Raw genomic sequence first — 23,888 nt, forward strand, 5'->3', positions numbered from 1 at the left:
GAAATCAAAATTTTTAATTCCAAACACAAGGGTTTCTGTCCCCTAGCATAAAGAACTTAACAATCTCTGATTTAGAGTGATTTTTGTACAGAAAAGACCGCAGCGGTGAGCTACGGTCTAAATTTTTGTCTTGCGAACCTTCGGTTTCAAGGTCGGTGAGCTTGCCGAACCGACTTTGCGGTGTTCACTTCGGCAAGCTCAGCGAACTTATGCGCGGACCGTCGTGAAGCTGAACGCTTCACCGTCGGCGTCGTTGGCTTCGAGGCCATCGGCAGCGGCAGCCCACTTGATTGCGACTGCTTGCGTCTCGCCGGCAATATAAGCCTCGTTCTCCGCGACAGCCTGCTTGAAGACTTCGCTTGCAGAGAACAGCGTCACTTCGATCTTGTCGGTGATGGCATAGTTCTGGTCCTTACGGCGGTTCTGGATGCGGTTCACGAGTTCGCGGGCCACGCAGGCGCGGCGGAGTTCATCCGTGATCTTCAAGTCCAGAGCCACGGTGAAGTGCTGGTTGGCTTCCACGGCCATGCCGTCGGCCACGATGCGGTTGAGCATCAGGCAGTCGGCACCGACTTCACCGAAGTCGAACTTGATGGTTTCGCCAGCCTGGAGAGCCTTGATTTCATCAACCGTGAGGCTGTTGAGCTTGGCGGAAATCACCTTCATATTCTTCGCGTAATCCGGGCCCTTCGCCTTGATAGCAAGGAAGTTCGGCTTAGCGGAGAGCTTCACGAGCTTGGTTTCGTCTTCGAGGAACTTCATTTCGCGAACGTTGAGTTCTTCGAGGATCAAGTCCTTCATAGTCTCGGCGACGTTCTTTTCTTCGGTGCCGTGAGCAACCACCGTCATGCTGGCAATCGGCATACGGTTCTTTACGTTGTTCGTTGCACGGATCACACGGCCCATTTCGACCATACCACGCACCATGGCGATGCGTTCCACGAGCTTTTCGTCCATCAGGGACTTGTCAGCACTCGGGAATTCGCAGAGGTGCACGCTCACCGGAGCGTTAGCATCGACTTCGCGAACGAGAATCTGGTAGATTTCTTCGGCGAGGAGCGGGAGGAACGGAGCGAGAATCTTGGAGAAGTCAACCAAGACCTTGTACATGGTGGCGTAGGCGGCGTTCTTGTCGCCATCGTTTTCGGACTTCCAGAAACGACGACGGCTGCGGCGCACGTACCAGTTCGTGAGGTCATCAACCGCGGCAATCACAGCAGGCACAACGTTGTACAGGCGGTAAGCCTTCATTTCCACTTCAACCTTGGCGGCCAAATCCTGCAGCGTTGCAAGCATCCAGCGGTCAAGTTCATTCTCGCTCTTGACTTCTTGCCCCGGCTTCCAGTTGAGCTGGCCCTTGGCGGCATCGGCATTGTGGTTAGACACAAAGAATGCCACAGCGTTCCAAAGCGGGAGCATCACCTGTTTGACGATGCCCTTCACGCCTTCTTCACTGAAGCGCAGGTCTTCAGCCTTCAAGGCAGCGGAGTTGATCATGAACAAGCGAATGGCGTCGGCACCCGTGCGTTCGATGAGGTCGTTCGGGTCCGGATAGTTGCGCTTGGACTTACTCATCTTGGAACCGTCTTCGGCCAAGATAATACCGTTCACAATCACGTTCTTGAATGCGGGCTTCTGGAACAAGGCGTTAGAAAGCACCGTCAGCGTGTAGAACCAACCGCGGGTCTGGTCGAGGCCTTCGGCGATGAAGTCCGCCGGGAAGCTGCGTTCCACCAGTTCCTTGTTTTCGAACGGGTAATGGCGGCTGGCATACGGCATGGAGCCGGATTCAAACCAGCAGTCGAAAACTTCCGGCGTACGGCGGTAAACCTTGCCGTTCTTTTCGATGGTGAGCTTGTCCACAAAGTGCTTGTGCAAGTCGTCGAGCTTCACGCCGGTGAGTTGCTGGAGTTCTTCAATGGAGCCAACAGCAATCATGTCGCCGTCATCAGAGAGCCACACTGGAATCGGCGTACCCCAGAAACGGTTACGGGAAAGGTTCCAGTCGCGGGCACCTTCGAGCCACTTGCCGAAGCGTCCGTTCTTGATGTGGTCCGGCACCCAGTTCACGGTCTGGTTGTTTTCGACCATCCATTCCTTCAGGGTCTTGGTCACGCCGTCCTTGCTCGTGACAGGCGCGTCAATCTTGAGGAACCACGTCTTGAGGGCGCGGTAAATCAGAGGAACGCCGGTACGCCAGCAGTGCGGGTAGCTATGGACAATCACGTCCTGCTTGAACACGCGGCCCTGTTCCTTGAAGTAGCGGATAATTTCCTTGTCGGCTTCCTTCGCACCGAGGCCCTTCCACATCGGGACCTTGTCGGTGAACTTGCCTTCGGTATCGAGCGGGTCGAAAAGGCCGAGGTCGAGTTCAGCACCCTTCTGGAAGTCTTCTTCACCGAAGGAGGGAGCGGTATGCACGGCGCCAGTACCATCTTCGGTACTCACGTAGTCGGCGGGGTAAATCTTGTAGTGGCGGGACAGCTGGTCCGGCGTCACGAATGCATCGGAAATGCGGGAGAGCGGCTCGTAGTCCTTGCCCACGAGTTCAGACCCCTTGCAGGTATCGACGATGTTCGGGTTCTTGAAGTAAGCGGCGGTACGGCTTGCGGCAATCCAGTACTTCTTGCCATCCTGTTCCACAAGGTTGTAGTCCATGTCCGGGCCCACAACGATGCAGAAGTTGGAGTACAGCGTCCACGGGGTCGTCGTCCACACGAGGATGCTCGTGTCCTTGAACTTGGGCTCGTTCGAGTTAATCGGGAAAATCAGCGTGAGGGACGGGTCCTGACGGTCCTTATAGCCCTGGTTCGTTTCGAAGTTCGAAAGCGGAGTCGCGAGAGCCGGGCTGTACGGCTGGATGCGGTAGCCCTGGTAGATGAGGCCCTTGTCGAAGCACTGCTTGAACACCCACCACACAGATTCCATGAAGTTCTTGTCCATGGTCTTGTAGCCCTTGTCGAAGTCCACCCAGCGGCCCATGCGGCGCACGGTCTTCTTCCATTCGCTGGTGTACTTGAGCACCTTGCCGCGGCAAGTTTCGTTGAACTTGTCCACACCGAGCTTCTGAATTTCGGCAACGCCAGCGAGACCGAGTTCGTTCTGCACGAGAGATTCAATCGGAAGGCCGTGGCAGTCCCAACCGAAACCGCGGGGAACCTTTTTGCCCTTCATGGTCCAGTAACGCGGAACGATATCCTTGATGGTACCGGCAAGCAAGTGACCGTAGTGCGGAAGGCCCGTTGCAAACGGAGGGCCATCGTAGAAAGTGTACGGTTCAGTTTCCGGACGGGAGTCCAGCGACTTCTTGAACGATTCATCCTTATCCCACAGGGCGAGCACGCGCTCTTCTATTTGTGGAAAGGTCTCTTCTTTCTTTACTTCACGAAACATGGGTTACCTCAAACCCCGCAGCACAGCGCTGCGGGCACTAAATTTTCGGCGGTAAATTTAGAAAAATGATGATTGTTGCGGCAATACAGACCGTCAACGAAGCACCCCAAACCGCCCTAACGACTAGCCTATCTTAAACTGCAGAATCTCTTCGGCGGTCAGTTCTTCAATTTTTTTCCCGACACGCCTTGCATATCGTCCAAGCTCCAAGAGATTCAATTTGCTCTTTGGAGGATTTTTATACGGATTCGGAGGAGCCATATACTCTTCCATAGAATCCGCCAAAATAACAGCGGGTTTCCTAATTCCACTCATAAGTATAGACCTCCAAAAGTTTTAATGATGCCTCGCCATCAATGTAGAATTGATAGGGATGCAAGGCGCCCAAATAAGACGCTCCCAAAACTTCAATATAGTGATTTAAAAGCTTTTTGTTAAGGGCAAATCCATGAACAGTTCCTTCATACCCCCACGCAAGAGAACGATCCACAGCAACAGCAAAAAGATGCCCTCCAACACCGCTATATTTGGGACTTTCCGTAAGTGTTTTGTTGTTATGCGGAGCAGCACAAGCCCAATGCAAATAGGCAGCGTGAGCATCCACATCATTCCGCACTCCAACAAGCCCCTGAATTTCGTTATTCTCTTTCAAGGCGAGAGCATACACATCTACTTCTTTGGGGACATTGATCCAATTGATTCCCCACCCATCCTTTTCCTTGAATTTTCTTAGAAACGAGCGACTTTCAATTTTGAATACCACAGTTTCTTTGATTTCGCCTGTTTGAATATCCTTGAGACAAGGAACAATTTCATCCAGCCAAATGTCAACACATCCGCTATTCAGCGTATCATTCATCTTTCACTCCTCCCCGCCTACAAGCTTAAAAAGGCAGGGCTTTAGATTGTTTTATGTCGTGCGTCGAAAACTATTTTCTACACACTTGTGCACTAATATAAATTTCTAGAATCGGATTGTCAAGAGCGCTGCAACATTTTTCTAAAAAAAATATTGAACGAAAATTATCTGCACAGAAGGGAAATGGAAATGTCTACCGAGACAGATCAAAATAGTCATAAGTATCTTCGCTTGCAAAGATACCATTATCAGATAAATTCTTTCTTACGGTTTCAATGGCCATTTCCGATTGATCAATTCCAATCCACTTTCGACCCAATTGACTAGCAGCAACAAGAGTTCCTCCAGAACCTGCGAAACAATCCATAACAATAGAGTCTGCATTAGAAGACGCCTTAATTATCGTTTGAAGCATTTCATGATTCTTTTCTGTCGGATAAAGCGGATTTATCGGATCCTTAAATGTCCAAATATCCTGCATTTTCTTTGTAGAATGTTCATCCGCATAATTAATTTTTCGAGGATTGCCTTTTGCAGACCATTCTATTAGGCCCTGTCGATCTAGTTCTTCTAATTCCTCTACACTACAACGCCAATGTCTACCTGGAGGAGGCAACAAGCCCTTAAATTTTTGGGATGATTTTCCATCCTTCGTTTCTCCCGGTGCATGTATAGGAACAGTTGTGTAATGACGTCCCTCTTTATCGACTTTTGCATAGAGCTTAGCAATATCTTCTTCCGACATGGGTTCTCTTGGTTCGTGCCAAATCGGCTTCTTGCCCTTTGTGTAGAAGAGAATCATGTCCTTAATATTGCCATAGCCGATTCTTGAAAAATTTTTCGGATTACATTTAATTCTCGTAATATCATTTCTGAAATTCTCTATTCCGAAAACTTCATCAAGCATACATTTCACATAATGACCAATTTTGTAGTCAATATGCAGATAAAACGAACCACGATCAGAAAGTAAATCGTAAATTATTTCTACGCGTTCTTGAAGAAACTGTATAAAATCTTTACCCTTTAATTTATCAGAGTAGGCGATTTTCCCAGAAGACGAATTACTTATTGTGGATACGCGACCCGTCAAGTCTTTCTTGAATTCACCACCTGTTGCGAACGGAGGATCAATATAGACAAGATCAACCTTGCCAGCAAGGTCCTTTTCATCTATAAGGTAATGTAAGGCTTTTTTATTGTCGCCCTTGATAAGTATATTTCTCATAAGGACTCCAAAAATTCACGAAGAACCAAAGCCGACATGATGTTGTATTCAGTCTTCAACAAATTAAGGAATAGTTTCCCCGTATTTCGTATATAAGGAACGCCGTCAATAATACCGACTTTGACAACATCGGTTCTCGTCAAAGGAGCTTTAATGGTTTCAATGGCATCAACGAATTGGTCGTTTTGATGACCGCCAAAATCTGATATAAACTTCGCTTCTCCGATTACATATGTTCCATTATAACGCGCAATAAAATCAAGTCCTTTTTCTCGCTTATACCCAAATTTTCGGCGAGCAAATTCCATCATTGAATTATCGGAGCCGTCTAAGACTGCATTACATGTTGTTCTTTCAAAGGTGTTTTCACCAACAGGCGTTAAGCCAAGCGCACCAGACTTCAACCAGTTCCTAAACATAGGACCCATCTGGCGGTTCGCTTCTTTTGGTTCAGTGCATCGCTTAAAAAGTTCCTGATAGCCCATTTCATACAAGTCGCCACAAATTCGCTTGATGATATTAGGGTTTCGTCTTATCGCATCCTTTGATTTTCTAAGGTAAGGAATGTAGCTGTCTTTTACGGGGAACAGCGGTAACTCCAGCAACGAACTGATTAAGTTGTAATTATCCCGTTCGTTGAAATATCGTTCTACACGATGCATGACGGACACGTCAATTTTGCGAACATTTTCATGCACGACGGGATAAACCGAGTACAAATCGTCAAGGTACGATTGATTGGCCGCGTAATCAATGCTTTTCTGCGTCCATTGATTTTTTGCTCTCTGTAAGCCCAGCATTTTTACTCCGTTCCGAGGTGAACGAGTTCACTCTCGTCGGAGCTTTGATCATGACATTTTCATAGAATCAACGACACGCAAAACCCAGTGCATACAATACGCACAGGATACAATACGCCCATATACAGTACGGACGTTGCGAGTTTCGTCTTATTCCTTGTATCTGAAAGTGTCGAGTTTTCTAGCCAAGAACAAGAGTTAAACTCTGGATGCGAGTTTAATCCCATTCAGGCATTGAATCACGGATTTTAAGAAAAAAGGCGTGAAGTTGAATGCATTTACCAGCTAGAGGCTCTCGACTGCCCGATACAAATAAACACAAACAACTCACGCCCCATAAAGGCCGCAAAGCCAAAAAGACAAAAATAAATCTGCCTACAGCTAAACGATACGGTAGAGCCAATCTACCGCAGACGTGAGCGTTCGTCTTACTCTCTATATCTGGAAACTGTCGAGATTTCTAGCTGAGAATAAGAGAAAACCCTATTTTCTATGAGAAATATAGATTATTCTGCTGTCAAAAGGTGTCTTTGGGGGAAAACATTGCATTTTTGGGGCATTTGGGCGGGTGGGTGGGGTAAGCCGAACATTGCGAATATGGCGCCAGAGCACCCGCAGTAGAGGTTGCGGATGACCCGGTGGGCCCTATCGGTCGCGAAGCTCCCTCCAGGGTGCCATGAGAAAAGCTACCCTTTCTTCAGGATTTCTTCGATGTCGGCGCGGCTGAGGTAGGCTTTTTCGTTCAGGGCTGCGGCAATTTCGCAAAGGGGCTTGCGGCAAGCCATCAGAATGTTGAAGAGTTGTTCGACCACGTTCGCCTCGGACAATTGAAAATAGTAGCAAGCGGCCTGAAAACGCTGGTAATCCGGATCGCTCTTGTAGAGTTCCGCAGGGAGATCCTTCATGACCGTATCCAAGTCGCAGGCAAAATCCTTGCGCATCAGGAATTCGGCCAAATGACCCGCCATGGCAATGTGGGCATCGCCTTCGAGCTCGGTTCCGGCGATGTGGGTAATGCCGGGGCGATCCTTGGACTTGTCCATTTTAACGTATTCGAGAGGGCGTTTAAACAAAAAGGCAATAAGTGCGTGACCCGCCTCATGGTTACACAACTTTTTGAATTCTTCTTCGCCGAAGAACTCCACCAACGATTCTCTTGTTAATGTTTGTTCCGACATTGCGTAATCCAACTATTCGAAAAAAGTAATACAAAAATACAAATTTGAGCACTGATTTTCACCCCGAATATTCCAACTTGGAATATAATTTATCATAAAAAAAGGCGTCAAATCTTGCTTTTGGGAGGACTGAACACTTATATTGTCTATAAATCCTTTAACCCAAAAGGGGGCTTAAATGTCCAATGCAAGGTCAAATATGAGACATATCGTTCTCATAACCCTATCTGCCGCGATTGGCGGATTTCTATTCGGCTTCGATTCGTCCGTGATTAACGGGGCGAACGGAGCCCTTAAAGCACACTTCCATGCGACCGATTATGAACTCGCCTGGTCCGTTTCCCTTGCACTTATCGGTGCCGCAGCAGGAGCATTCTTTGCGGGCCGCCTAGCCGACACCTTCGGCCGCGTGCGCTGCATGCTTGCTGCTTCGTTCCTGTTCTTGATTAGTGCCATCGGTTCCGGTGTTCCGTTCGGCATTCCTGACTTTATCATATGGCGCATTATCGGTGGCGTGGGCATCGGCGTTGCAAGCATCATCGCCCCCATCTACATTGCCGAAACGGCTCCTGCGCACTTGCGTGGGCGTCTTGGCTCCATGCAGCAGTTCGCTATCGTGATTGGTATTTTCGTAGCGCTCCTCTCGAACTACGTCATCGTACGCATTGCGGGTTCTGCGAACAATACGTTTATTGGCGGCTTCAAGGCCTGGCAAATCATGTTCTGGGTTGAAATCATTCCGGCGGCGCTCTACGGCATTGCCGCATGGAGGCTTCCGGAATCTCCGCGTTACCTTGTCCACAAGGGCCGCCTCGAAGATGCCAAGCGCGTCCTCGCGAAGATTGATTCCGAAGGCGTCGATAGGGAAATCGAGGCCATTCATGAGACCTTCCGCAACGAGAAGCCTTCCAAGTTTAGCGACCTGTTCGAAATGATTGGCGGCAAAAAGCGCATTACCCCGATTCTTTGGGCGGGTCTTGGCCTTGCTATTTTGCAGCAGTTGGTGGGCATCAACGTCATCTTCTATTACGGCACCATGCTCTGGCAGAGTGTTGGCTTTGGTGAAAGCGATGCGTTCCTTACGAGCGTCATTTCTAGCGCCATTAACCTCGTCATGACCATTGCTGCCATCATGCTTATTGATAAAATCGGGCGTAAGCCGCTCCTGCTCATCGGTAGCATCGGTATGGCTGTAACGCTCAGTACGCTTACGGTATGCTTCATGTCTGCCGGTGCAGACGGTAGCCTCCCTGGTGCTGCGGGCGTTATCGCACTCATTGCCGCAAACCTCTACATCACGTTCTTCGCGGTGTCCTGGGGCCCGGTCATGTGGGTTATGTTGGGCGAAATGTTCAACAACCGCATCCGTACGGTGGCCATCGCTATTTGCGGCCTTGCCCAGTGGGCGGCGAACTTCATCGTGACCTGGAGCTTCCCGGTGCTTACGGGCAAGCAGGGAATCGGTGTCGGCCCGACATATGCCATCCATTCGTTCTTCGCCATCTTCAGTATCTTCTTTGTGGCCAAGTTCATCAAGGAGACGAAGGGCAAGGAACTCGAGGACATGTAGCGAGGAAACGCAGCGCGAAGAATCTTTGCGCAAAAAAATATAACGCAAAGAAATATTGCGCGAGTCAATCAAAAACAACAGAAAGGCCGGCAGAAAAATCTGCCGGCTTTCTCATACACCAAACTTTCGGTTATTCCTCGATACGGTAGATTTTCACGTCCTTGATATAGAACGTGCGTTCCATCTTGCCGAGGTTCAGTTCGAACCTTGCAAACGGAGTGCTTTCGCTCGGGGTAAATTCCTTCTCGAACGACTGGCCCGAAGTCTTCACAATCGGATGTTCCATGAAGCCCACGGTCTCGTAATCATCGTAAGTACCGATACGTGCCGTAATCTGACCTTCGACATCGGACCAGATGGTAAACACGCACTTGTACTTCTTTTTCGCGACAAGCGCGACGTCTTCCTGGATAAGCTGCACGCTATAGGACTTGTTGCCACCATTGGTCACGACCACCTTCAGGTAGCGTTCGCCGCCCTTTTCTTCTACCACGTTGGCCGTCGCCACGCCGTTCATCTGCGTGAAGAAAATCCAGTGAGCCATGCCGTCGGCGAAATTACCGTTTTCAATAGTATTGTCGCTCATGGCACCGACAACGCCGTCCCAAATATCCTTGACGAAATCCTCGCCCTCGTTGCCCTGGGCATCCACGAAGTCGTAACGCAGCGGGCGGAATGCCGATACAAAGTTGTTGTTGAGGGCATTCCACAGCGCCGTATTGTTGGCATTGTTGAAGTAGATTGTCCCGTCTTCGTCAATTTCGGCCTTGGTCAGGTCCAAGCCCTGTACAAAGTAACGCACGCGGAAAATCACAGACAAGTTTGCAACGGAATCGGACACGCGTTCAATCTGCGAGAAGTGGTAGCGCAGCCTTACCCTCTGGAATCCGTTCAGGTCGTACACGAACGGGACATACTTGCCGTCAATCAGTACCCGACCGCAAATAGTGGACTCTGCCCCTTCGGGCTTGAACGACACGCCTATTTCTTTCAGGTAGCCCTGATCTTCGAGGTTGATGTTCTTGAACGGTTCCTCCACCGAGGAGCCTTCCGTGAACGAAATGGGCAAGGAAGTTTCCGGAGAGTCTTCCTCGGGCCAGATCGGCAAGCCTTCGATCGGATCGATGGAAACTGCAACGTAATAGCTGGAATAAGAACGCACCTCGAACAGAGACATCGAGAATGAATCCAGCAACACAGGTTCATCCTTCGCGGCGGACTTCAAGAGGGCATTTTTTTCAACTTCGGAATAATCCACAGAAAAATCCGCAGTGAGCGCGAGCGCCGGGTTACCGATTTCGATACCGGCAATAGGATCGGAGTTACCGCCGGAAGAACATCCGACGACGGCAAGCATTCCCAGCACGCAACAAACTATGGACCAAACAAGACGCATTATACTCCTCGAGTAAGCGGAAACAGTTGTATGTTCACCTGAACCACATCGTCCGCTTCGCCAGGCTTTGCGGAGAAATCTAGTAGTTCTTTGCGCATGAGTTGGATATGTTTTTTCAAATTGGGAAAATCTGAGCGCTTGATACTGAACGTCAGTGCAGATATATCGCGTTCCGCACTCGGGAGTTCATTCATCATGTTGGCCGAGATGCGCAGCATCTGCTGGTGATAGAGTTTCACCATCATGTCTTGCACTTCGTCATCGGTCGTGAGCATCGGGTCGCGCTGGCGGTAACCGTTGGCGGTTTTCACCAGGAGGCCGAGTTCCATAAGGAGGTCAAAAGATTCCTGCACCTGCGAGGGCGTGACCATGCCGCGGAGTTTGCGGCTCACCCAGTCGGGAATCGGGCGGAAGCCCTTGAGGGCGACCATTTCCAGAATGACGGAGTGGTGCCATTCGCGGAAGATGCGGAACTGCGCCTGGTCCATCTTGTGCAGCTTGGAGCGCGGGCTCGCCTTGAGGAGCTGCGCATAGTATATCTGCTTTTCGGTGTCGTTCTGGGCCTGGTTAAAGAACACCAGGCTTTCGAAATAAGCGGCACGCTGCTTTTCGAGGCCTAAACCCTGGATGAGCTTCAGTACGGTTCCCTTCGTGATATTGCGCTTGCCGTCGATGGTAAGCTTCAGGTGGGCGTGGCTCGACAGCCCCGCCTTCTCAGCGAAGAAACGCAAACTGAAAGAGGGCTGCGTCTTTTTCTTGTATTCGTAGTAATCACGGAGATACACACGAAAGTTGGTGTACTGCAGCACATCCGGTTCAGTTAAAATTATTTTCTCACCATTGTCCATGCCTATAAGATAGCAGAATGTAAGCTTTAGGAACAAAAAAATTTACGTTTTCGTGTTTACCCAAGAAACCAGGGGAGTCATTAGTCATTAGTTATTAGAGTTGCGGGTTTTGGACCGTTTATTGCGGGTTTTGGACCGTTTATTGTGGGTTCAAGACCGTTTATTGCTGGTTTTGGACCGTTTATTGCTGGTTCAAGACCGTTTATTGCGGGTCGCGGGCAAGGCGGGAAAAGCGCACGTGGTCTTCGAATTTCCCGTTAATTCGCTCAAATTCGCGGGAAAAGCCCTCTTGCGTATAGCCTGCGCGGGTGGCGACGGCCTGGCTTGCCTTGTTGGTTACAGATGCCGAAATTTCTAGCCGGTTGAGGCCGAGCCTGTTGAACGCAAAATGCGAGAGGATCTTCAGGGCATCGGTCGCAAGCCCCCTGCCGGTAAAGCATTCGCCGAGCCAGTAACTCACGCTCGCGGATAGGTGTGCCGCCTGAATCCAGCCGAGGATGATGACGCCTGCGAGTTGAAGGTCGCTTGCGTGTTGCTGGCTGCTTGCGGGAACTGAACCGTCCGCGGGCCTTAAACTGCCCGCGGATTGCGAACTGCCCGCGCCCTTCGCAAAGATACCCCAGCAGGCGCCGTTCGCCATCTGGGCCTGGATTTCCCACGAATCGATGCGGGACTCGACATCCTCGACGCAGGTACATTCCGCGGGCCACGGCAAATGGCGGGCAAGAAACTCGCGACTGCCGTCTATGAGGGAAAACAGCGCGGGCGCATCGCCTTCATGCAGCAGGCGGAGCGTAACTCGCTCGCCGCGCAGTTCTTCGTCGGGAATTTCGTCCAGGAAGTTTTCCATGTGGAGCAAAATTAGCAAACGGAATGCAGGCTAGATGCTTGAGCAGACCAAATCACGAAGACGGCGCCGTTTGGTCTGCTGGGAATGCGATTTTTTGATGTAGGACGCCGGCTTTTTGACCAAAGTAGCAGACCAAATCGAAGTAAAACGGCCTTTTAGTCTGCTGACGGCGCATTTTCCGGGCTACAAGAATGGTGTTTTGAGTTGAATCAGCAGACCAAATCGAAGTAAAACAGCCTTTTAGTCTGCTGACAGCGCATTTTCCGGGCAACAGGAATGGTGTTTTGAGCTGAATCAGCAGACCAAATCGAAGTAAAACAGCCTTTTAGTCTGCTGACGGCGCATTTTCCGACCTTCGGCTTCGCAAAGGCAATGCAACAAAAAGAAAAACCGCCGGACGAATCCGACGGGTTTTCAGTGCGGATGAAAGGACTTGAACCTTCATGCCCTTGCAGGCACTAGAACCTGAATCTAGCGTGTCTACCAGTTCCACCACATCCGCGTGGTGCACCAAATTTTGAAAATTTCGCCCGTTTTGTCAAGGGTTTCTTCATAAAAAAGGGGGCGGCACAATTATTTCCCAGAAGAAATCGACTCGCGAATCCAGTCGAGGTGCTTTTCGCGCCAGTACGACCAGTCATGTTCGCCCGCGGGGTCGAACCGGAGCATGCAGTCCGCCTGAACCGACCTGCAAAATTCCTCTATCCAGGGAGCAGCCTCCCCCGCCGGGAAAAGCCTGTCGTTGCCGCCCTGCAAAAAACGCCAGCGTCCGTCGCGCATCCTGGGGCTCGCCCCGGCAACCTCGGGGGCGCCCCCCAGCAACTTGCCGAAAGAACTCATCAGCAGGCGGTCCTTCACGCGACGCTTGCCCTGCATGGAGTAGTAGAGCACGCCCAGCGCCCCGTCCGAGACACCCACCAGCGAGACCTCGTCCACAAATCTGCCACGCCTTTGGGCCACGGAATCGAGAGCAGCATCGACAGCCGCCACCATAGCACCCGTCACCCAGTGGGTTTCCCTGCAGGCAGAAGCGCTCACCACGATTACATCCGGAAAAAGTTTCGCGAAGTCGCCACCCGCGACAAGCCCCTTCTCGCAGTTGCCGCTCGTCATGCCACCATGGAACCACACAACGACATCGGACTTTGCCGCATACCTAGGAAAACTCGCCTTGGAAGACTTCGGCTGCGCGGGCCACCACACGCCCGTCGCGCTATTGAAGAACGTCCTGCGTTCCTGATTGATCGAACGCACGGTCAGTGAATCGGGGTTGCCTGCCCACACAAACGCAACGAACAAAAAAAGGAAGGCAACTACGCGCATAGGGCAAACCGCTTATGCGGGATTACCACCCATGTGGCGGACCAGGCGGCGGCGCGGCACCTTCGTCTTGATACCCAGGATTACGAACACGACCATCCCGATAAAGCTGAACAGGACAATGCCAGCAACGACAAGCAGGTTCCCCACCATGTAGTCGGCGAGTTCCTCCCATTCCAGTCCGCCTTCCGATGTCGAGATGGACTGCACCACGAAAAGGTTGTCCTTGACACGCGAAGCCCATATTTCGAGCGGAATGCTCGCCGCATCAACATCGGCAAAGTCATACCATTCCGACAAGATCTCGTTCATTTCGCCCGTAGCGTAAAGCACGAACGTGACATCCTTGTCGCCGTTTATCTGGAAATACGTCTTGTCCAGGAACGGGATATCCGTACCGCCAAAGAGGCTCGGGATAGAGGCGTGGCTCAACGTGCCGTAAAAGAGGTGAGGCTCTTCCCGGAAACTGCGCACCACAAGATGCGTACTCGACACGCACCACACTATCACCAGCAGAAACAGCAGTGCCGCATTAAAGTAGACGTATTTGCGCGTGTGGAAAAATGCCATAACAAACTAGTTTTTTGACCTGAATATAAAAAAGAAAGTCGAGAGCAACAGGATGAGCGTGAGGAAATAGAACACCAGCGGGATCTTCGCCTTCAGGGTTATCTCGTTCATGCTTTCTTGCTGGAAGTACTGTATGAGGTCTTCACCCGCGAGGACGGTCTCGTGATTGTCAAGGCGGTTCCACGCAAGCGCATGTTCCACGTTCTCGTCCAGGAGGGCCTTCACGCGCAGCGCGAGCGAATCGGGAACGTCGAGCCCCTGCGGGAGCGTGACCGGGAACCCGAAACGCGCAGAGTCAAGCGTAACGAGCAGCGGGTACGAAACGTTATCCGGCAAGAAAGCCACGTCGGCATACACCTTGTCGTATGTTCCGAACCACGCTTGACGGACAGACAGATAACGGCGGACGCCGGCCACCTTCGAAAGCACGCGGCGTTCAAACTCGTGAACGGAATAAGGCGGAGGGGCAACGACTCCCCGCGACGAGAATTCGTCCATCTCGCGGGCAAACGAGACTGCCAGTTCACGCAGCGACATGGACTGCGAAAGCACCTTCATGGAATCGCCCGCGTACCCGCAACGGACTGCACTCATGGACCGCATGAGTTCCATGTCCATCAGCTGGTAATCGGAAAGCGACTTGATATAGCGCGAGTAGACGATGACGCCCGGTTTCTGCGAAAAGTAGAACAGCGCGGTAAGCCCGAGCGTTATGAGGATAATCAGCCAAACCCACGGAGTCTTGAGCTTCGCGTTGAAGGTATCGGCAATCGTCCTGTTTTTTGTATCTTCCACAACTAGAAATTACCTTTTTTCTACTTTGGTGGACATGCGCGGGAAGATTTTTTCGACATTTTTGGCCTTTTTGCCGCTTTTGGGCGTATGTGGCGTGCTTTATGGTTGCACCATTGAGCATGCCGAAGAGCAAGTCCTCGAAAAGCACGTGAACGGCACGAAGAAAACCTCCGTGTGGGTATACCCCGACGGCGAAATCCTCAAGCGCAACGAGTGGTACGACAACGGCATCAAGGAATTCGAAATCCAGTACAAGGACAGCGTACCGCACGGGAAAATCAAGCGCTGGACCGTACTCGGCGACGTGGCGCTCGACGGCGAATACAAGAACGGCAAGCGCGAAGGGACGTGGACAAGCTACTTCGTAGAACGGCTGAACTCACGCCGCAAGGAAGCCGTGCGACACTACAAGGACGACCACCCCGTAGGCGACTGGGAAGGCTGGCACTTCAACGGCAATAAGGCCTTCGAGGAACACTACGACGAGAACGGGGACACCGTCGGTGTATTGAAAAAATGGCACGATAACGGAGTCCTTGCGGAAGAAAACAACTGTCACGAAGAGCATGGATACATTAAGCGCTACGGAAGGAATTGCAAGATTCTAGAATACTTCAGTTGCGAAAATGGCCTACTGGTCGGCGAATGGAAGAAATACTACGAATCGTACGGACCCGCCGATTCCGCAGCAGGGAACTGCGAGCAGGCACAAATCAAGGAAGAAGGGCTTGCGGACAACGACATCCTCTTTGCCCCACATACCACATACAGGGCAGATGGTTCACTTCTTAAGAAAATTACGTCCGACCCGTTCAAGGGGCGCGAAAAGATACAATGGTTCGACGAGCAAAACAATGTTGTGCGCGAAAGCATCTTCATTACCGAAGAAACAGATGGGCCTGTAGAAAGCTCAGGCATCGCCTACGGAACATGTGACACCTCATCTACACTTTTCTGTGCAGAAACTTCGTTTGTCCGTTCGGCAAACCCGAGCGGGACACTAGACAGCAGTACATTAAGTTTTAAGGACGCATACCAGCTAAGCATCGGTAAGTACCCAGCTTCGCTACGCTACATCAAGGTCGGGCACGTTCTTTTGTACGAAGAATTCTGGGCGTACGACGATCCTCCGACAAGTTACGGAGACCCGGCTCTCCTTGTAAGCCGCAGTTTCTACCCGGACAGCATGGGCGGCAGAATGGCGAGCGAGGGCTTTTGGCAGAGAAACCTAGACGGCTCCAAACGCCACGGCATCTGGCGCAACTGGTACCCGAACGGAATCTTGAAAGACAGCCTCAACTACGTAAACGGGGAACGCGTCGGCGAGCAGTTCGGTTACGACAGCACCGGCAAGCTCACGATACATAAAACAGAGGCCGGCAAGAACCGGCCCGTAATTATGCATTTACCTGTTAAGCAATAAACTTACTTGTACATGTAGCTCACGCCATTGGGGAACTTGAGTTCCTGCATGCCGGCAGTATTTACCTGTGTAACCGACTGCACGGAACCACCGTAGATAATCGCGTTGCCCTGGTAGGTCGGCTTGAATGCAGCGTTGTTTGAGCCGTAGTAACTGCTGTTGTTGTAGGTGACGGTCGCGCACTTGGGAAGGTCGGTCGAGTAGTTGCCGAACGCGAGGAGAACGCCGCCGGTAATCTCGAAGCCGGCATCCGTATCGATAAGGCCGCCCGCCATGTTGGAAGAGCATCCACCGCTACCACCGCCCATGCCGCCACCCATGCCTCCGCCGCCCCAACCTCCAAAGTTGAAGCCGCCCTGGTTCTCGTAGCTCTGGCCAGTGATTTCGAGAATCAGCACGCCGCCGGTCATCTTTCCGGAACCGTTCGCGTCGAACACGTCGATCATGTCGCCCTTCGCGCTGATGTAGTGGTAGCCGCCGCTAACGACAATATGGCCACCGCTCTCGCTGAACGCAGCGTACTGGCCCACGTTTTCCTTCGGGCCACCGGCGCCGTTCCAGCCGTCGTTTGTAGCAAATGTCGAAGTGATTCCGCCTTCCGCAAAAATCCTGTAGGCTTCCAGGCCTTCGCTAGCGGTAACCACGTTGATTGTAGAGCCCTTCAGGTACAGGGCAGAATCGGCGTGAATGCCGTCATCCTTCGAACTGACCGTCACGTTGCCCGCATTCATGTAGACACGCCATTTTGTATGCATTGCATCGTCATCGGCGGTCACATTGATATCGCCCCCGTTCACATAGATGAACTTCGTGGCGACCATTCCCTTGCCGGTAGAAGTCACCTTGATGGTGGAGGCTTCGGCAGAATCGTTCACAAGAATGTAGTTTGCCGCCTGGATGCCGTCGTCACCCGCCTTGATGGTGATGTTTCCGCCGGAGATTTCCACGATGCCCTTGCCGGCAACCGTATCCTTGCAGGCGCCACCCGCCTCTTCGCATTCGTCGCTTTCGAGTCCGTCGCCCTTCTTGGCGGTCACGTTCAAGACACCGCCCGAAATCTGGAGACTTCCCTTGCCCTTGATGGCGTTTTCTTCAGCCTCGACAGTGATGTTGCCGTTCTTGATTTTGAGGTCATTGCTGCACTGGATGCCGTTCTTGAACTTGCCCTTGACGGTCAGGGTGCCTGCGCCCTTGATGTTCAAGTCGTCGCGGGAATAGATTGCAGCCTTCGAAGTATCCTGCGCGCCGTTGACCTTCGTGAACAAGTGATTCCCGTTGCCGTCTTCGACCACGTTGGTGGTCCCCTTCACCAGGTGAATCACCGTCTTGTCGGCATTCTTCACGAGGATGGGGGAATTGGAACTCTTGGTGGTCGCGTTATGGAGATAGATGCCGGTATTGCCCTCGTTCTCGGCGCCCGGAGTGTTTACGACCACCTGAAAATCGGAAGATTCTCCTGTTACATAGTAGGCGCCCGGGCAAGTAATGGTTGCAACTTTGTCTGCAACTTCGACACAGCCGTTGTTGTTTTCAACCGTGGCCGATGTGCCCGCAAGCTTCAGGAGAATCTGCGAGCCATCCAACGTCCTTGAATCCTCGTTGTCGTTCTCGTCGTCGCCGCTCTCGTTGCCGGGATTGTTGCCACCGGGAATCACGACGCTCGAGCTAGAGACAACCGGGCCGGGCCATACGAAGCTTGAACTGGAGATGCCAAAGCCGGGGCCAGCAATACTCGAACTGGAAAGTTCAACGCCGGGCATGAAGAAACTGGAACTGGAAAGTTCTACGCCGGGGAAACCTGCCCCCAGGAAATCGCTGCTAGAAGAAATTTCCACAGGGTTCAAGGCCCCACTATCGACATTCGGATTCGTGCCCGCATCTTCGGAACAGGCTACAAGACCCAACGAGACTCCAATGGCGGGAAACGCCAAAAGCCCTAATTTCATATCTGACTCCTTTTTTACTTAATATAGATTGACCCCTCCAAACACGCCACTGCGGCCTATAACATTTTGTTGAAGTCGAGAACAACAAAACCCGAAAAATCGGGAGTTTAAGTTCCGCGCGTTACGCATTATCCCGAAAAAATTTTCAAGCGCCCGTTTACGTAAAAAACATTTTGCAAGCGAAAGAAGAATCCGAGAAAAAAATTAGATTTGAAAAAAAGGAAAGGACAAATTAAATATGCGGCGCAAGGATAGAGAAGTTTTAGGCGACGAGAATATCGCAAAGATTATCGAGCAGTGTACGACATGCCACATTGCGATGGAGGACGATGCGAATGCGGGCGTGCCCTACGTGATTCCGATGTCGTTCGGGTATAGCCTGAAGGATGACGTTCTGGAACTGTACTTCCACTGCGCGCATGTCGGCAAGAAACTCGGCTGCATCCGCAAGAATCCGAATGTCGCATTCAGCATGTGCGTCGAGAACCGCATCGAGATTCACGAGGACGTTTATTGCAAGAGCGGGCGCTTTTACGCGAGCGTTGTCGGGCAGGGCAAGGCTGAAATCGTCGAGGATAGCGCCGAGAAATGCCACGGGCTCTCGCTCCTGATGGAACGGCAAGCTGCAGGCACCGCGCACGGTTCAAGTTCCGCGCAGTCCGCAAAAACCGGCGCAGTCTACGCACGCGGCCCCGCACAAGTTTGAATTCACACCCGCGCAGGCCGCCGCCGTGACCGTCCTCAAGATAACGAGCACGAACTTTACCGGGAAGTCAAAGCCAGGCGTTACGGGCACGGCGCCTGAGCGCCCGTAGAGGGGGTAGCGGATGCCACAAGGAGATCCCCGCCTTCGCGGGGATGACATGGGGCAGAAGCGAGGGGGAGACCTCCCCCTTTGACTAAAAATTTCTACATTTGTAGCCACTATGAGTGAAGCTATTAACAATGTGAAGCAGGCGTTTGACGCAGAACTTGCGCAAACCGACCTTACGAACCAAGAAGCCGTCAACAACCTCCGCGTGAAGTACCTGGGCAAGAAGGGTGCCGTCACCGACCTCATGAAGCAGATGGGGAGCTTGAGCGCCGAGGAACGTCCGGCTTACGGCAAGCTCGTGAACGAACTTAAGGTCGCCGTCTCCGAGGCAATCGACAAGGCTATCGAGACTGCGAACCAGGCCGCCCTCCAGAAGAAGCTGGAAAGTGGCTTTGTAGATACCACGCTCCCGGGCGCAGGCATTCCGGCGGGCAGCACGCATCCGCTTTACGACGTGCGCGAAGAGATTATCGACTTCTTCAGCCAGATGGGTTTCGAAGTGGACTTCGGTCGCGACATCGAGACGGACTGGTACAACTTCGAGGCGCTCAATACGCCTCCTGACCACCCGAGCCGCGACATGCAGGACACGTTCTACGTGGACGACAAGGTGATGTTGCGTACGCATACCTCCGGCACGCAGATTCACTACATGGAAACGCACAAGCCGCCGTTCCGCATGATTGCTCCGGGCCACGTGTTCCGCGTCGATAACGATGCGACCCACGCCCCGATGTTCCAGCAGTGCGAAGGCCTCGTGGTCGACGAGAACATCAGTTTTGCAGACCTCAAGGGTGTGCTGCAGGTGTTCATGAACAAGCTGTTCGGCGAAGGCGTCAAGACGCGTTTCCGCCCGAGTTTCTTCCCCTTCACGGAGCCCAGCGCCGAAATGGACGTGAGCTGCGTGTTCTGCGGTGGCAAGGGTTGCCGTCGCTGCAAGGGAACCGGCTGGATGGAAATCGGCGGTTGCGGTTCCGTGGACCCGAACGTGTTCAAGAACTGCGGCATCGATTCCGAGAAGTACACGGGCTTTGCATTCGGCTTCGGTCTCGACCGTATCGCCATGCTCCGCCACGCGATTCCGGAAATTGGCCTCCTGACGAGCAACGACCAGAGATTCCTGAGCCAGTTTTAGGTTAGACGAAAGACCGCTGCGCTGGTAGACGAAGGAAACGAAAAAGCGGACCGCAAGGCCCGCTTTTCTTGTATAAAAAAGAGATCCCCGCCTTCGCGGGGATGACAATTGTTGTGCGGGGATGACGCTTGTTATTTGCAGCGGTGGAAGTCGTCTTCCACGCGGATGATGTCGTCTTCGCCGGTGTACTCGCCCACCTGGACTTCCACGATCACGAGCGGGAGGCGGCCTTCGTTCTGGAGGCGGTGCACCTCGCCCATCGGGATGTAGGTCGACTCGTTCGGACGCACGTAGAACACCTTGTCGCCGACAGTCACGGTAGCAGTACCGCTCACCACGACCCAGTGTTCGGAACGGTGCAGGTGCTTCTGCAGGCTAAGGCGCTTGCCCGGCTTCACCACGATGCGCTTCATCTTGTAGCGTTCGGTGGATTCGAGCACGGAGTAAGTACCCCACGGACGGATCACCGTCTGCGGCACGTTGATGAGGTCGGAGCCGCGCTGTTTGAGCTCTTCCACCACCTTCTTCACCTTCTGGCTGCTGCTAAGCGGGGCGACCAGCAATGCATCCGGAGTGTCGACGATGAGCATCTTGTCGAGGTCGATCGTGGCGATAGCGCGCTGAGTGCCCATCACGAGAGAATTCTTCGAGCCCACCGCGATGTGGCGCGGGTTCACGTTGTTGCCGTTATCGTCGTGCGGGTATTCCCCATACAAACTATCAAAGCTTCCGAGGTCGCTCCAGCCGATGTCGCTCGGCACGACCTTCACCTTCTTGGACTTCTCCATCACGGCGTAGTCGATGGAGTTGCTCGGAATGGCAAGCATGTCGTCGCGGTTGATGCGGATGGGTTCGCCATCCTCGATGGTCGCGTTGGCGAGCGCCTTCTGTGCGGTGGCGAGCATCTCCGGGGAATACTTGCCAAGTTCCGCGAGGAAGGTCTTCGCCTTGAAGCAGAAGATGCCGCTGTTCCAGTAGAAGTTGCCTGCGAGCAGGTACTTCTCGGCGGTCGCCAAGTCGGGCTTTTCCACAAAGCGCTTCACGTTCTCGCCGTCGGCCTCGATGTAGCCGTAACCCGTCTCGGGGCTCGTGGGCGTGATGCCGAACGTCACGAGGTTACCCGCCTCGGCGAGTTCCTGCGCACGGAGAAGCACCTTCTTGTACTCTTCCTTCTTGCGGATCACGTGATCCGACGGAGAAACGAGCACGATGGTTTCCGGGTTCATGGTAAGGCAGGCAAGCGCAATCGCGGGTGCGGTGTTGCGGCCCACGGGTTCCAGCAGGAACTTGCTGCCGGTCTGTCCTTCGGCCTCGAGCTGGTCCTTCGCGAGGAAGAACTGGTCTGCATTCGAAACGATAAACTGCGACTCGCAGACGGCAGCGTTCGTGACGACCGTCTTGCGGAACAGGGACTGCCCGTCAAAGAGCGGGGCAAACTGCTTGGGCATCAGGGAACGGCTCACGGGCCAGAGGCGCGTGCCCGAACCGCCACAAAGGATAAGGTTAATCATAATCTATTACCACCCATCTCTAGAAATCAGCTCAATGTTACGAGTCGTGCTAGCCCCGTAGTTTATGATCGATGCCGTAGGCAAGATCAAATTCACGAGACGGTTCCACGTACCAAGATCGGAAGCATCGACATAGACAACATCGCGCGAATTCAGGTTGAAGCGTTCGGCCATCGCGAGCGCCATCGCGTTCTTCGCATTCAGGTGGTACACGTCAATCTGCTTTTCCGAAGTGTTACGGATAACATAAATAGACTTAGAAGACGCATATGTCGTCTGCAGGCCACCAGCCGCAGCCAATGCCTCGACGAGCGAGAGCTTACCCTGGTTCACGTTCACGGCGCCAGTCCTTGCGACTTCGCCCATCACGAACACGCGATTTTCCTTCTGGGTCTCGCTGAGCGCCGGAATGAAAATCTGGTCGTCGGGCTTGAGCAGAATCTTGTCGAGCGGAAGGTTCGCCTTGAACGCATCGAGGTAGTTGATGTTGTACACCTTGTCACCACGGCGAAGCTGCATTCCGGCAGGGTCGGCCTCTTCGGCAAAGCCACCTACACCGGCAATCGCTGCGGGGATAGTCATCGGCAGTTCATTGAATGCGATGTAGCCCGGTTTGTTCACCGCACCGGAGACAAACGCCTTGAGGCTGTTGTAGCCCGTCACGCGCACGTCGACCTGCGGGTCGTTCAAGATCTTGTCAGAAAGACGCTTCGTGATTTCGGTACGGAGTTCCTGCGCCGTAAGACCCGCGGCCTTAATCTCGCCAGCATAGGGGTAGAATAGCGTGCCATCAGTCGTCACGCGCTGGCCGGCAGGCTGGTACTGGCCCATCGGGGAGGTAAGTTCCGGGTGTTCCCAGACAACCACCTGAACCATGTCCAGAGGACCGATACGGTATTCAAGACTCGGCAGGGAATCCACAATCAGTTCGGCGAGGTCACCGAAATCCGACTTCGAAGAATCACCGGTAGCAGTCGTGCCCGTGCCAAAATCGCCCTTTTCGATAGAGTGAACAACCACCTTGATTCCGTTATATTCTGCGGAGCCTTCCGCATCACCTTCCGGGACAGTCATCCGCATGTGGGGGCCAAGCGAACAGCCGCCCAGGACAAGAGCCACACCGGCAAGCAAAAGATTCAACTTTTTCATTATTGAGCCTCGCTCTGTTTGATTTTTTCAACCCAATAGGGCGTAAGTTTCGAAATAAAATTCCAGGCCAGCACGAACGCATTTTCCGGGCGGCGGTACGGGTCGGGAATATCGACCTGCTGGGCTTCGCCATAACGGTGAACCTTGTCCCCGAATTCCGGGTAACGGCGCTGGAGTTCGGTCTTGTGACCGTTTTCCATCACGAGAACCAGATCCGCCCACTTGAGGATATCCAAGTTTATCTGGCGTGCACGGTGTGCACTCATGTCGATTCCGTGCTGCATGGCAATTTTCTGGCTGATTTCATGGGCAGGATGGTCCACCAGGGCACCAAGCCCGGCACTCATCACGTTAAAGCCCTCGCCCAGTTCCTTTTTCAGGAGGTATTCCCCCGTAGGACTGCGGCAGATGTTGCCTGTACAAACGACTAGAATGTTTTTCATTGGCTCTTAAATTAGAAAATTATATCATAAGAGATGCCCGCCTGCGCGGGCATGACAATTAGAATTACAGTTCAAAGGCGAAGCCCAGGTCCTTAAGCGCCGGATTCTTCGTGTCCTTTTCGGAGAGGAGGGGCTCGAATCCGTTGCCGACCGGCCACTTGATGCCGATTTCAGGATCGTTCCACATAAGACCGCCTTCGTCCTTGGGATCGTAGAGGCGGGTGCACTTGTACACGAAGGTAGCCGTTTCGCTGAGAACTACAAAACCGTGGGCAAAGCCTTCGGGAATGTAGAACTGCTTCTTGTTTTCGGCGGAAAGCGTAACGCCTTCCCACTTGCCGAATGTGGGGCTGCCCTTGCGGAGGTCTACGGCCACGTCAAAGACTTCGCCTTCGATCACGCGGACGAGCTTGCCCTGCGGATTCTTCTTTTGGAAATGCAGTCCGCGGAGAACTCCCTTCTTGCTGCGGGATTCGTTATCTTGTACGAAAACCATATCCAGGCCGGCTGCATCGAATTCCGCCTTGTTGTAGGTTTCCATAAAATAGCCGCGATGGTCGCCATAGACCGTCGGTTCAACGATTGTTACGCCCTCGATAGAGGTTTTGATAAAGTTAAACTTTCCCATTTTGAATCTCCTATAGATCCTTCGACTTCGCC

The 23,888-nt window shown here is 52.6% G+C and carries 21 protein-coding genes and 1 tRNA gene; 4 read left to right on the plus strand and 18 right to left on the minus strand.

The genetic code is table 11. The annotated features are described in order from the left end of the window. Window positions 1-207 precede the first annotated feature (207 nt). The 6 genes from ileS to BUA44_RS04600 all read right to left on the minus strand — a co-directional run bounded on the left by ileS (window position 208) and on the right by BUA44_RS04600 (window position 7,323). Complete coding sequence (gene ileS, locus BUA44_RS04575; protein WP_072809108.1) at window positions 208-3,393, minus strand: isoleucine--tRNA ligase; 3,186 nt, start codon at window positions 3,391-3,393, stop codon at window positions 208-210. A 123-nt stretch (window positions 3,394-3,516) separates the two neighbouring features. After that, a complete protein-coding gene (locus BUA44_RS04580) occupies window positions 3,517-3,708 on the minus strand; it encodes a hypothetical protein (RefSeq protein ID WP_072809110.1) in 192 nt (63 codons plus the stop codon). Next, on the minus strand, window positions 3,695-4,252 hold the full coding sequence (locus BUA44_RS04585; protein ID WP_072809112.1) for a hypothetical protein: 558 nt from the start codon (window positions 4,250-4,252) through the stop codon (window positions 3,695-3,697). The genes BUA44_RS04580 and BUA44_RS04585 overlap by 14 nt, the downstream gene beginning before the upstream one ends. Before the next feature lie 193 nt (window positions 4,253-4,445). After that, on the minus strand, window positions 4,446-5,480 hold the full coding sequence (locus tag BUA44_RS04590; protein ID WP_072809114.1) for a site-specific DNA-methyltransferase: 1,035 nt from the start codon (window positions 5,478-5,480) through the stop codon (window positions 4,446-4,448). Continuing rightward, on the minus strand, window positions 5,477-6,280 hold the full coding sequence (locus BUA44_RS04595; protein WP_072809117.1) for a restriction endonuclease: 804 nt from the start codon (window positions 6,278-6,280) through the stop codon (window positions 5,477-5,479). Before BUA44_RS04595 ends, BUA44_RS04590 begins: the two co-directional genes overlap by 4 nt. A 686-nt stretch (window positions 6,281-6,966) precedes the next feature. After that, the gene (locus tag BUA44_RS04600) at window positions 6,967-7,323 is read right to left on the minus strand and encodes a hypothetical protein (protein ID WP_255370459.1); all 357 of its coding nucleotides are present in this window, start codon (window positions 7,321-7,323) and stop codon (window positions 6,967-6,969) included. Between the two features lie 313 nt (window positions 7,324-7,636). Here BUA44_RS04600 and BUA44_RS04605 point away from each other — a divergent pair, with 313 nt between their 5' ends. Continuing rightward, window positions 7,637-9,028 (plus strand): sugar porter family MFS transporter, encoded by a 1,392-nt coding sequence (locus tag BUA44_RS04605; protein WP_072809119.1) that lies wholly within the window; start codon window positions 7,637-7,639, stop codon window positions 9,026-9,028. Between the two features lie 130 nt (window positions 9,029-9,158). Here BUA44_RS04605 and BUA44_RS04610 read toward each other — a convergent pair whose 3' ends face one another. From BUA44_RS04610 to BUA44_RS04640, 7 genes are all read right to left on the minus strand, one after another. Further along, window positions 9,159-10,424, minus strand: a complete 1,266-nt coding sequence (locus BUA44_RS04610) for a carbohydrate binding domain-containing protein (RefSeq protein ID WP_072809121.1) — start codon at window positions 10,422-10,424, stop codon at window positions 9,159-9,161. Then, window positions 10,424-11,272 (minus strand): TIGR02147 family protein, encoded by an 849-nt coding sequence (locus BUA44_RS04615; protein ID WP_072809123.1) that lies wholly within the window; start codon window positions 11,270-11,272, stop codon window positions 10,424-10,426. Before BUA44_RS04615 ends, BUA44_RS04610 begins: the two co-directional genes overlap by 1 nt. 202 nt (window positions 11,273-11,474) lie before the next feature. Continuing rightward, window positions 11,475-12,122 carry a GNAT family N-acetyltransferase gene (locus BUA44_RS04620; RefSeq protein WP_072809630.1) on the minus strand — a complete coding sequence of 216 codons (648 nt, stop codon included), beginning with the start codon at window positions 12,120-12,122 and terminating at the stop codon, window positions 11,475-11,477. Window positions 12,123-12,540: 418 nt separating this feature from the next. Beyond that, window positions 12,541-12,624 (minus strand) — tRNA-Leu (locus BUA44_RS04625). 71 nt (window positions 12,625-12,695) lie between these two features. Further along, window positions 12,696-13,421 carry an alpha/beta hydrolase gene (locus tag BUA44_RS04630; RefSeq protein WP_143151865.1) on the minus strand — a complete coding sequence of 242 codons (726 nt, stop codon included), beginning with the start codon at window positions 13,419-13,421 and terminating at the stop codon, window positions 12,696-12,698. Between the two features lie 36 nt (window positions 13,422-13,457). Next, entirely contained in the window at window positions 13,458-14,012 is a 555-nt protein-coding gene (locus BUA44_RS04635; protein WP_072809128.1) for a hypothetical protein, read from the minus strand. A gap of 6 nt (window positions 14,013-14,018) precedes the next feature. Beyond that, entirely contained in the window at window positions 14,019-14,807 is a 789-nt protein-coding gene (locus BUA44_RS04640) for a hypothetical protein (RefSeq protein ID WP_255370460.1), read from the minus strand. A gap of 34 nt (window positions 14,808-14,841) precedes the next feature. On the opposite strand from BUA44_RS04640, the gene BUA44_RS04645 reads away from it, so the two are divergent. Beyond that, window positions 14,842-16,230 (plus strand): toxin-antitoxin system YwqK family antitoxin, encoded by a 1,389-nt coding sequence (locus BUA44_RS04645; protein WP_143151866.1) that lies wholly within the window; start codon window positions 14,842-14,844, stop codon window positions 16,228-16,230. Window positions 16,231-16,232: 2 nt separating this feature from the next. On the opposite strand, the gene BUA44_RS04650 is transcribed toward BUA44_RS04645, so the two are convergent. Continuing rightward, a complete protein-coding gene (locus BUA44_RS04650) occupies window positions 16,233-18,176 on the minus strand; it encodes a carbohydrate-binding domain-containing protein (protein ID WP_072809131.1) in 1,944 nt (647 codons plus the stop codon). Between the two features lie 238 nt (window positions 18,177-18,414). Between BUA44_RS04650 and BUA44_RS04655 the strand changes: the two genes are divergently transcribed. Both BUA44_RS04655 and pheS read left to right on the plus strand, forming a co-directional pair. Continuing rightward, complete coding sequence (locus BUA44_RS04655; protein WP_255370461.1) at window positions 18,415-18,882, plus strand: pyridoxamine 5'-phosphate oxidase family protein; 468 nt, start codon at window positions 18,415-18,417, stop codon at window positions 18,880-18,882. Between the two features lie 220 nt (window positions 18,883-19,102). Beyond that, the gene (gene pheS, locus BUA44_RS04660) at window positions 19,103-20,125 is read left to right on the plus strand and encodes a phenylalanine--tRNA ligase subunit alpha (protein ID WP_072801315.1); all 1,023 of its coding nucleotides are present in this window, start codon (window positions 19,103-19,105) and stop codon (window positions 20,123-20,125) included. A gap of 131 nt (window positions 20,126-20,256) precedes the next feature. Here the strand turns inward: pheS and BUA44_RS04665 are convergent, their stop codons facing one another. The 4 genes from BUA44_RS04665 to rfbC form a co-directional block, all read right to left on the minus strand. After that, window positions 20,257-21,636 carry a mannose-1-phosphate guanylyltransferase/mannose-6-phosphate isomerase gene (locus tag BUA44_RS04665; protein ID WP_072809134.1) on the minus strand — a complete coding sequence of 460 codons (1,380 nt, stop codon included), beginning with the start codon at window positions 21,634-21,636 and terminating at the stop codon, window positions 20,257-20,259. Between the two features lie 6 nt (window positions 21,637-21,642). After that, window positions 21,643-22,785, minus strand: a complete 1,143-nt coding sequence (locus BUA44_RS04670; RefSeq protein WP_072809136.1) for a polysaccharide biosynthesis/export family protein — start codon at window positions 22,783-22,785, stop codon at window positions 21,643-21,645. Then, the gene (locus tag BUA44_RS04675; protein WP_072809138.1) at window positions 22,785-23,228 is read right to left on the minus strand and encodes a low molecular weight protein-tyrosine-phosphatase; all 444 of its coding nucleotides are present in this window, start codon (window positions 23,226-23,228) and stop codon (window positions 22,785-22,787) included. Before BUA44_RS04675 ends, BUA44_RS04670 begins: the two co-directional genes overlap by 1 nt. 64 nt (window positions 23,229-23,292) lie before the next feature. Then, window positions 23,293-23,856, minus strand: a complete 564-nt coding sequence (rfbC, locus tag BUA44_RS04680) for a dTDP-4-dehydrorhamnose 3,5-epimerase (RefSeq protein ID WP_072809139.1) — start codon at window positions 23,854-23,856, stop codon at window positions 23,293-23,295. Window positions 23,857-23,888: the final 32 nt, after the last annotated feature.

The organism is Fibrobacter sp. UWR3, from assembly GCF_900143055.1.
GTDB lineage: Bacteria > Fibrobacterota > Fibrobacteria > Fibrobacterales > Fibrobacteraceae > Fibrobacter.

What these genes read in the sequence shown, in the direction of transcription:
- pheS (WP_072801315.1), top strand. Translation starts at nt 19,103, where the DNA reads ATGAGTGAAGCTATTAACAATGTGAAGCAGGCGTTTGACGCAGAACTT.
- BUA44_RS04655 (WP_255370461.1), top strand. Translation starts at nt 18,415, where the DNA reads ATGCGGCGCAAGGATAGAGAAGTTTTAGGCGACGAGAATATCGCAAAG.
- rfbC (WP_072809139.1), bottom strand. Translation starts at nt 23,856, where the DNA reads ATGGGAAAGTTTAACTTTATCAAAACCTCTATCGAGGGCGTAACAATC.
- BUA44_RS04595 (WP_072809117.1), bottom strand. Translation starts at nt 6,280, where the DNA reads ATGCTGGGCTTACAGAGAGCAAAAAATCAATGGACGCAGAAAAGCATT.
- BUA44_RS04675 (WP_072809138.1), bottom strand. Translation starts at nt 23,228, where the DNA reads ATGAAAAACATTCTAGTCGTTTGTACAGGCAACATCTGCCGCAGTCCT.
- BUA44_RS04600 (WP_255370459.1), bottom strand. Translation starts at nt 7,323, where the DNA reads ATGGACAAGTCCAAGGATCGCCCCGGCATTACCCACATCGCCGGAACC.
- BUA44_RS04590 (WP_072809114.1), bottom strand. Translation starts at nt 5,480, where the DNA reads ATGAGAAATATACTTATCAAGGGCGACAATAAAAAAGCCTTACATTAC.
- ileS (WP_072809108.1), bottom strand. Translation starts at nt 3,393, where the DNA reads ATGTTTCGTGAAGTAAAGAAAGAAGAGACCTTTCCACAAATAGAAGAG.
- BUA44_RS04610 (WP_072809121.1), bottom strand. Translation starts at nt 10,424, where the DNA reads ATGCGTCTTGTTTGGTCCATAGTTTGTTGCGTGCTGGGAATGCTTGCC.
- BUA44_RS04580 (WP_072809110.1), bottom strand. Translation starts at nt 3,708, where the DNA reads ATGAGTGGAATTAGGAAACCCGCTGTTATTTTGGCGGATTCTATGGAA.
- BUA44_RS04635 (WP_072809128.1), bottom strand. Translation starts at nt 14,012, where the DNA reads ATGGCATTTTTCCACACGCGCAAATACGTCTACTTTAATGCGGCACTG.
- BUA44_RS04585 (WP_072809112.1), bottom strand. Translation starts at nt 4,252, where the DNA reads ATGAATGATACGCTGAATAGCGGATGTGTTGACATTTGGCTGGATGAA.
- BUA44_RS04645 (WP_143151866.1), top strand. Translation starts at nt 14,842, where the DNA reads ATGCGCGGGAAGATTTTTTCGACATTTTTGGCCTTTTTGCCGCTTTTG.
- BUA44_RS04665 (WP_072809134.1), bottom strand. Translation starts at nt 21,636, where the DNA reads ATGATTAACCTTATCCTTTGTGGCGGTTCGGGCACGCGCCTCTGGCCC.
- BUA44_RS04605 (WP_072809119.1), top strand. Translation starts at nt 7,637, where the DNA reads ATGTCCAATGCAAGGTCAAATATGAGACATATCGTTCTCATAACCCTA.
- BUA44_RS04615 (WP_072809123.1), bottom strand. Translation starts at nt 11,272, where the DNA reads ATGGACAATGGTGAGAAAATAATTTTAACTGAACCGGATGTGCTGCAG.
- BUA44_RS04620 (WP_072809630.1), bottom strand. Translation starts at nt 12,122, where the DNA reads ATGGAAAACTTCCTGGACGAAATTCCCGACGAAGAACTGCGCGGCGAG.
- BUA44_RS04670 (WP_072809136.1), bottom strand. Translation starts at nt 22,785, where the DNA reads ATGAAAAAGTTGAATCTTTTGCTTGCCGGTGTGGCTCTTGTCCTGGGC.
- BUA44_RS04650 (WP_072809131.1), bottom strand. Translation starts at nt 18,176, where the DNA reads ATGAAATTAGGGCTTTTGGCGTTTCCCGCCATTGGAGTCTCGTTGGGT.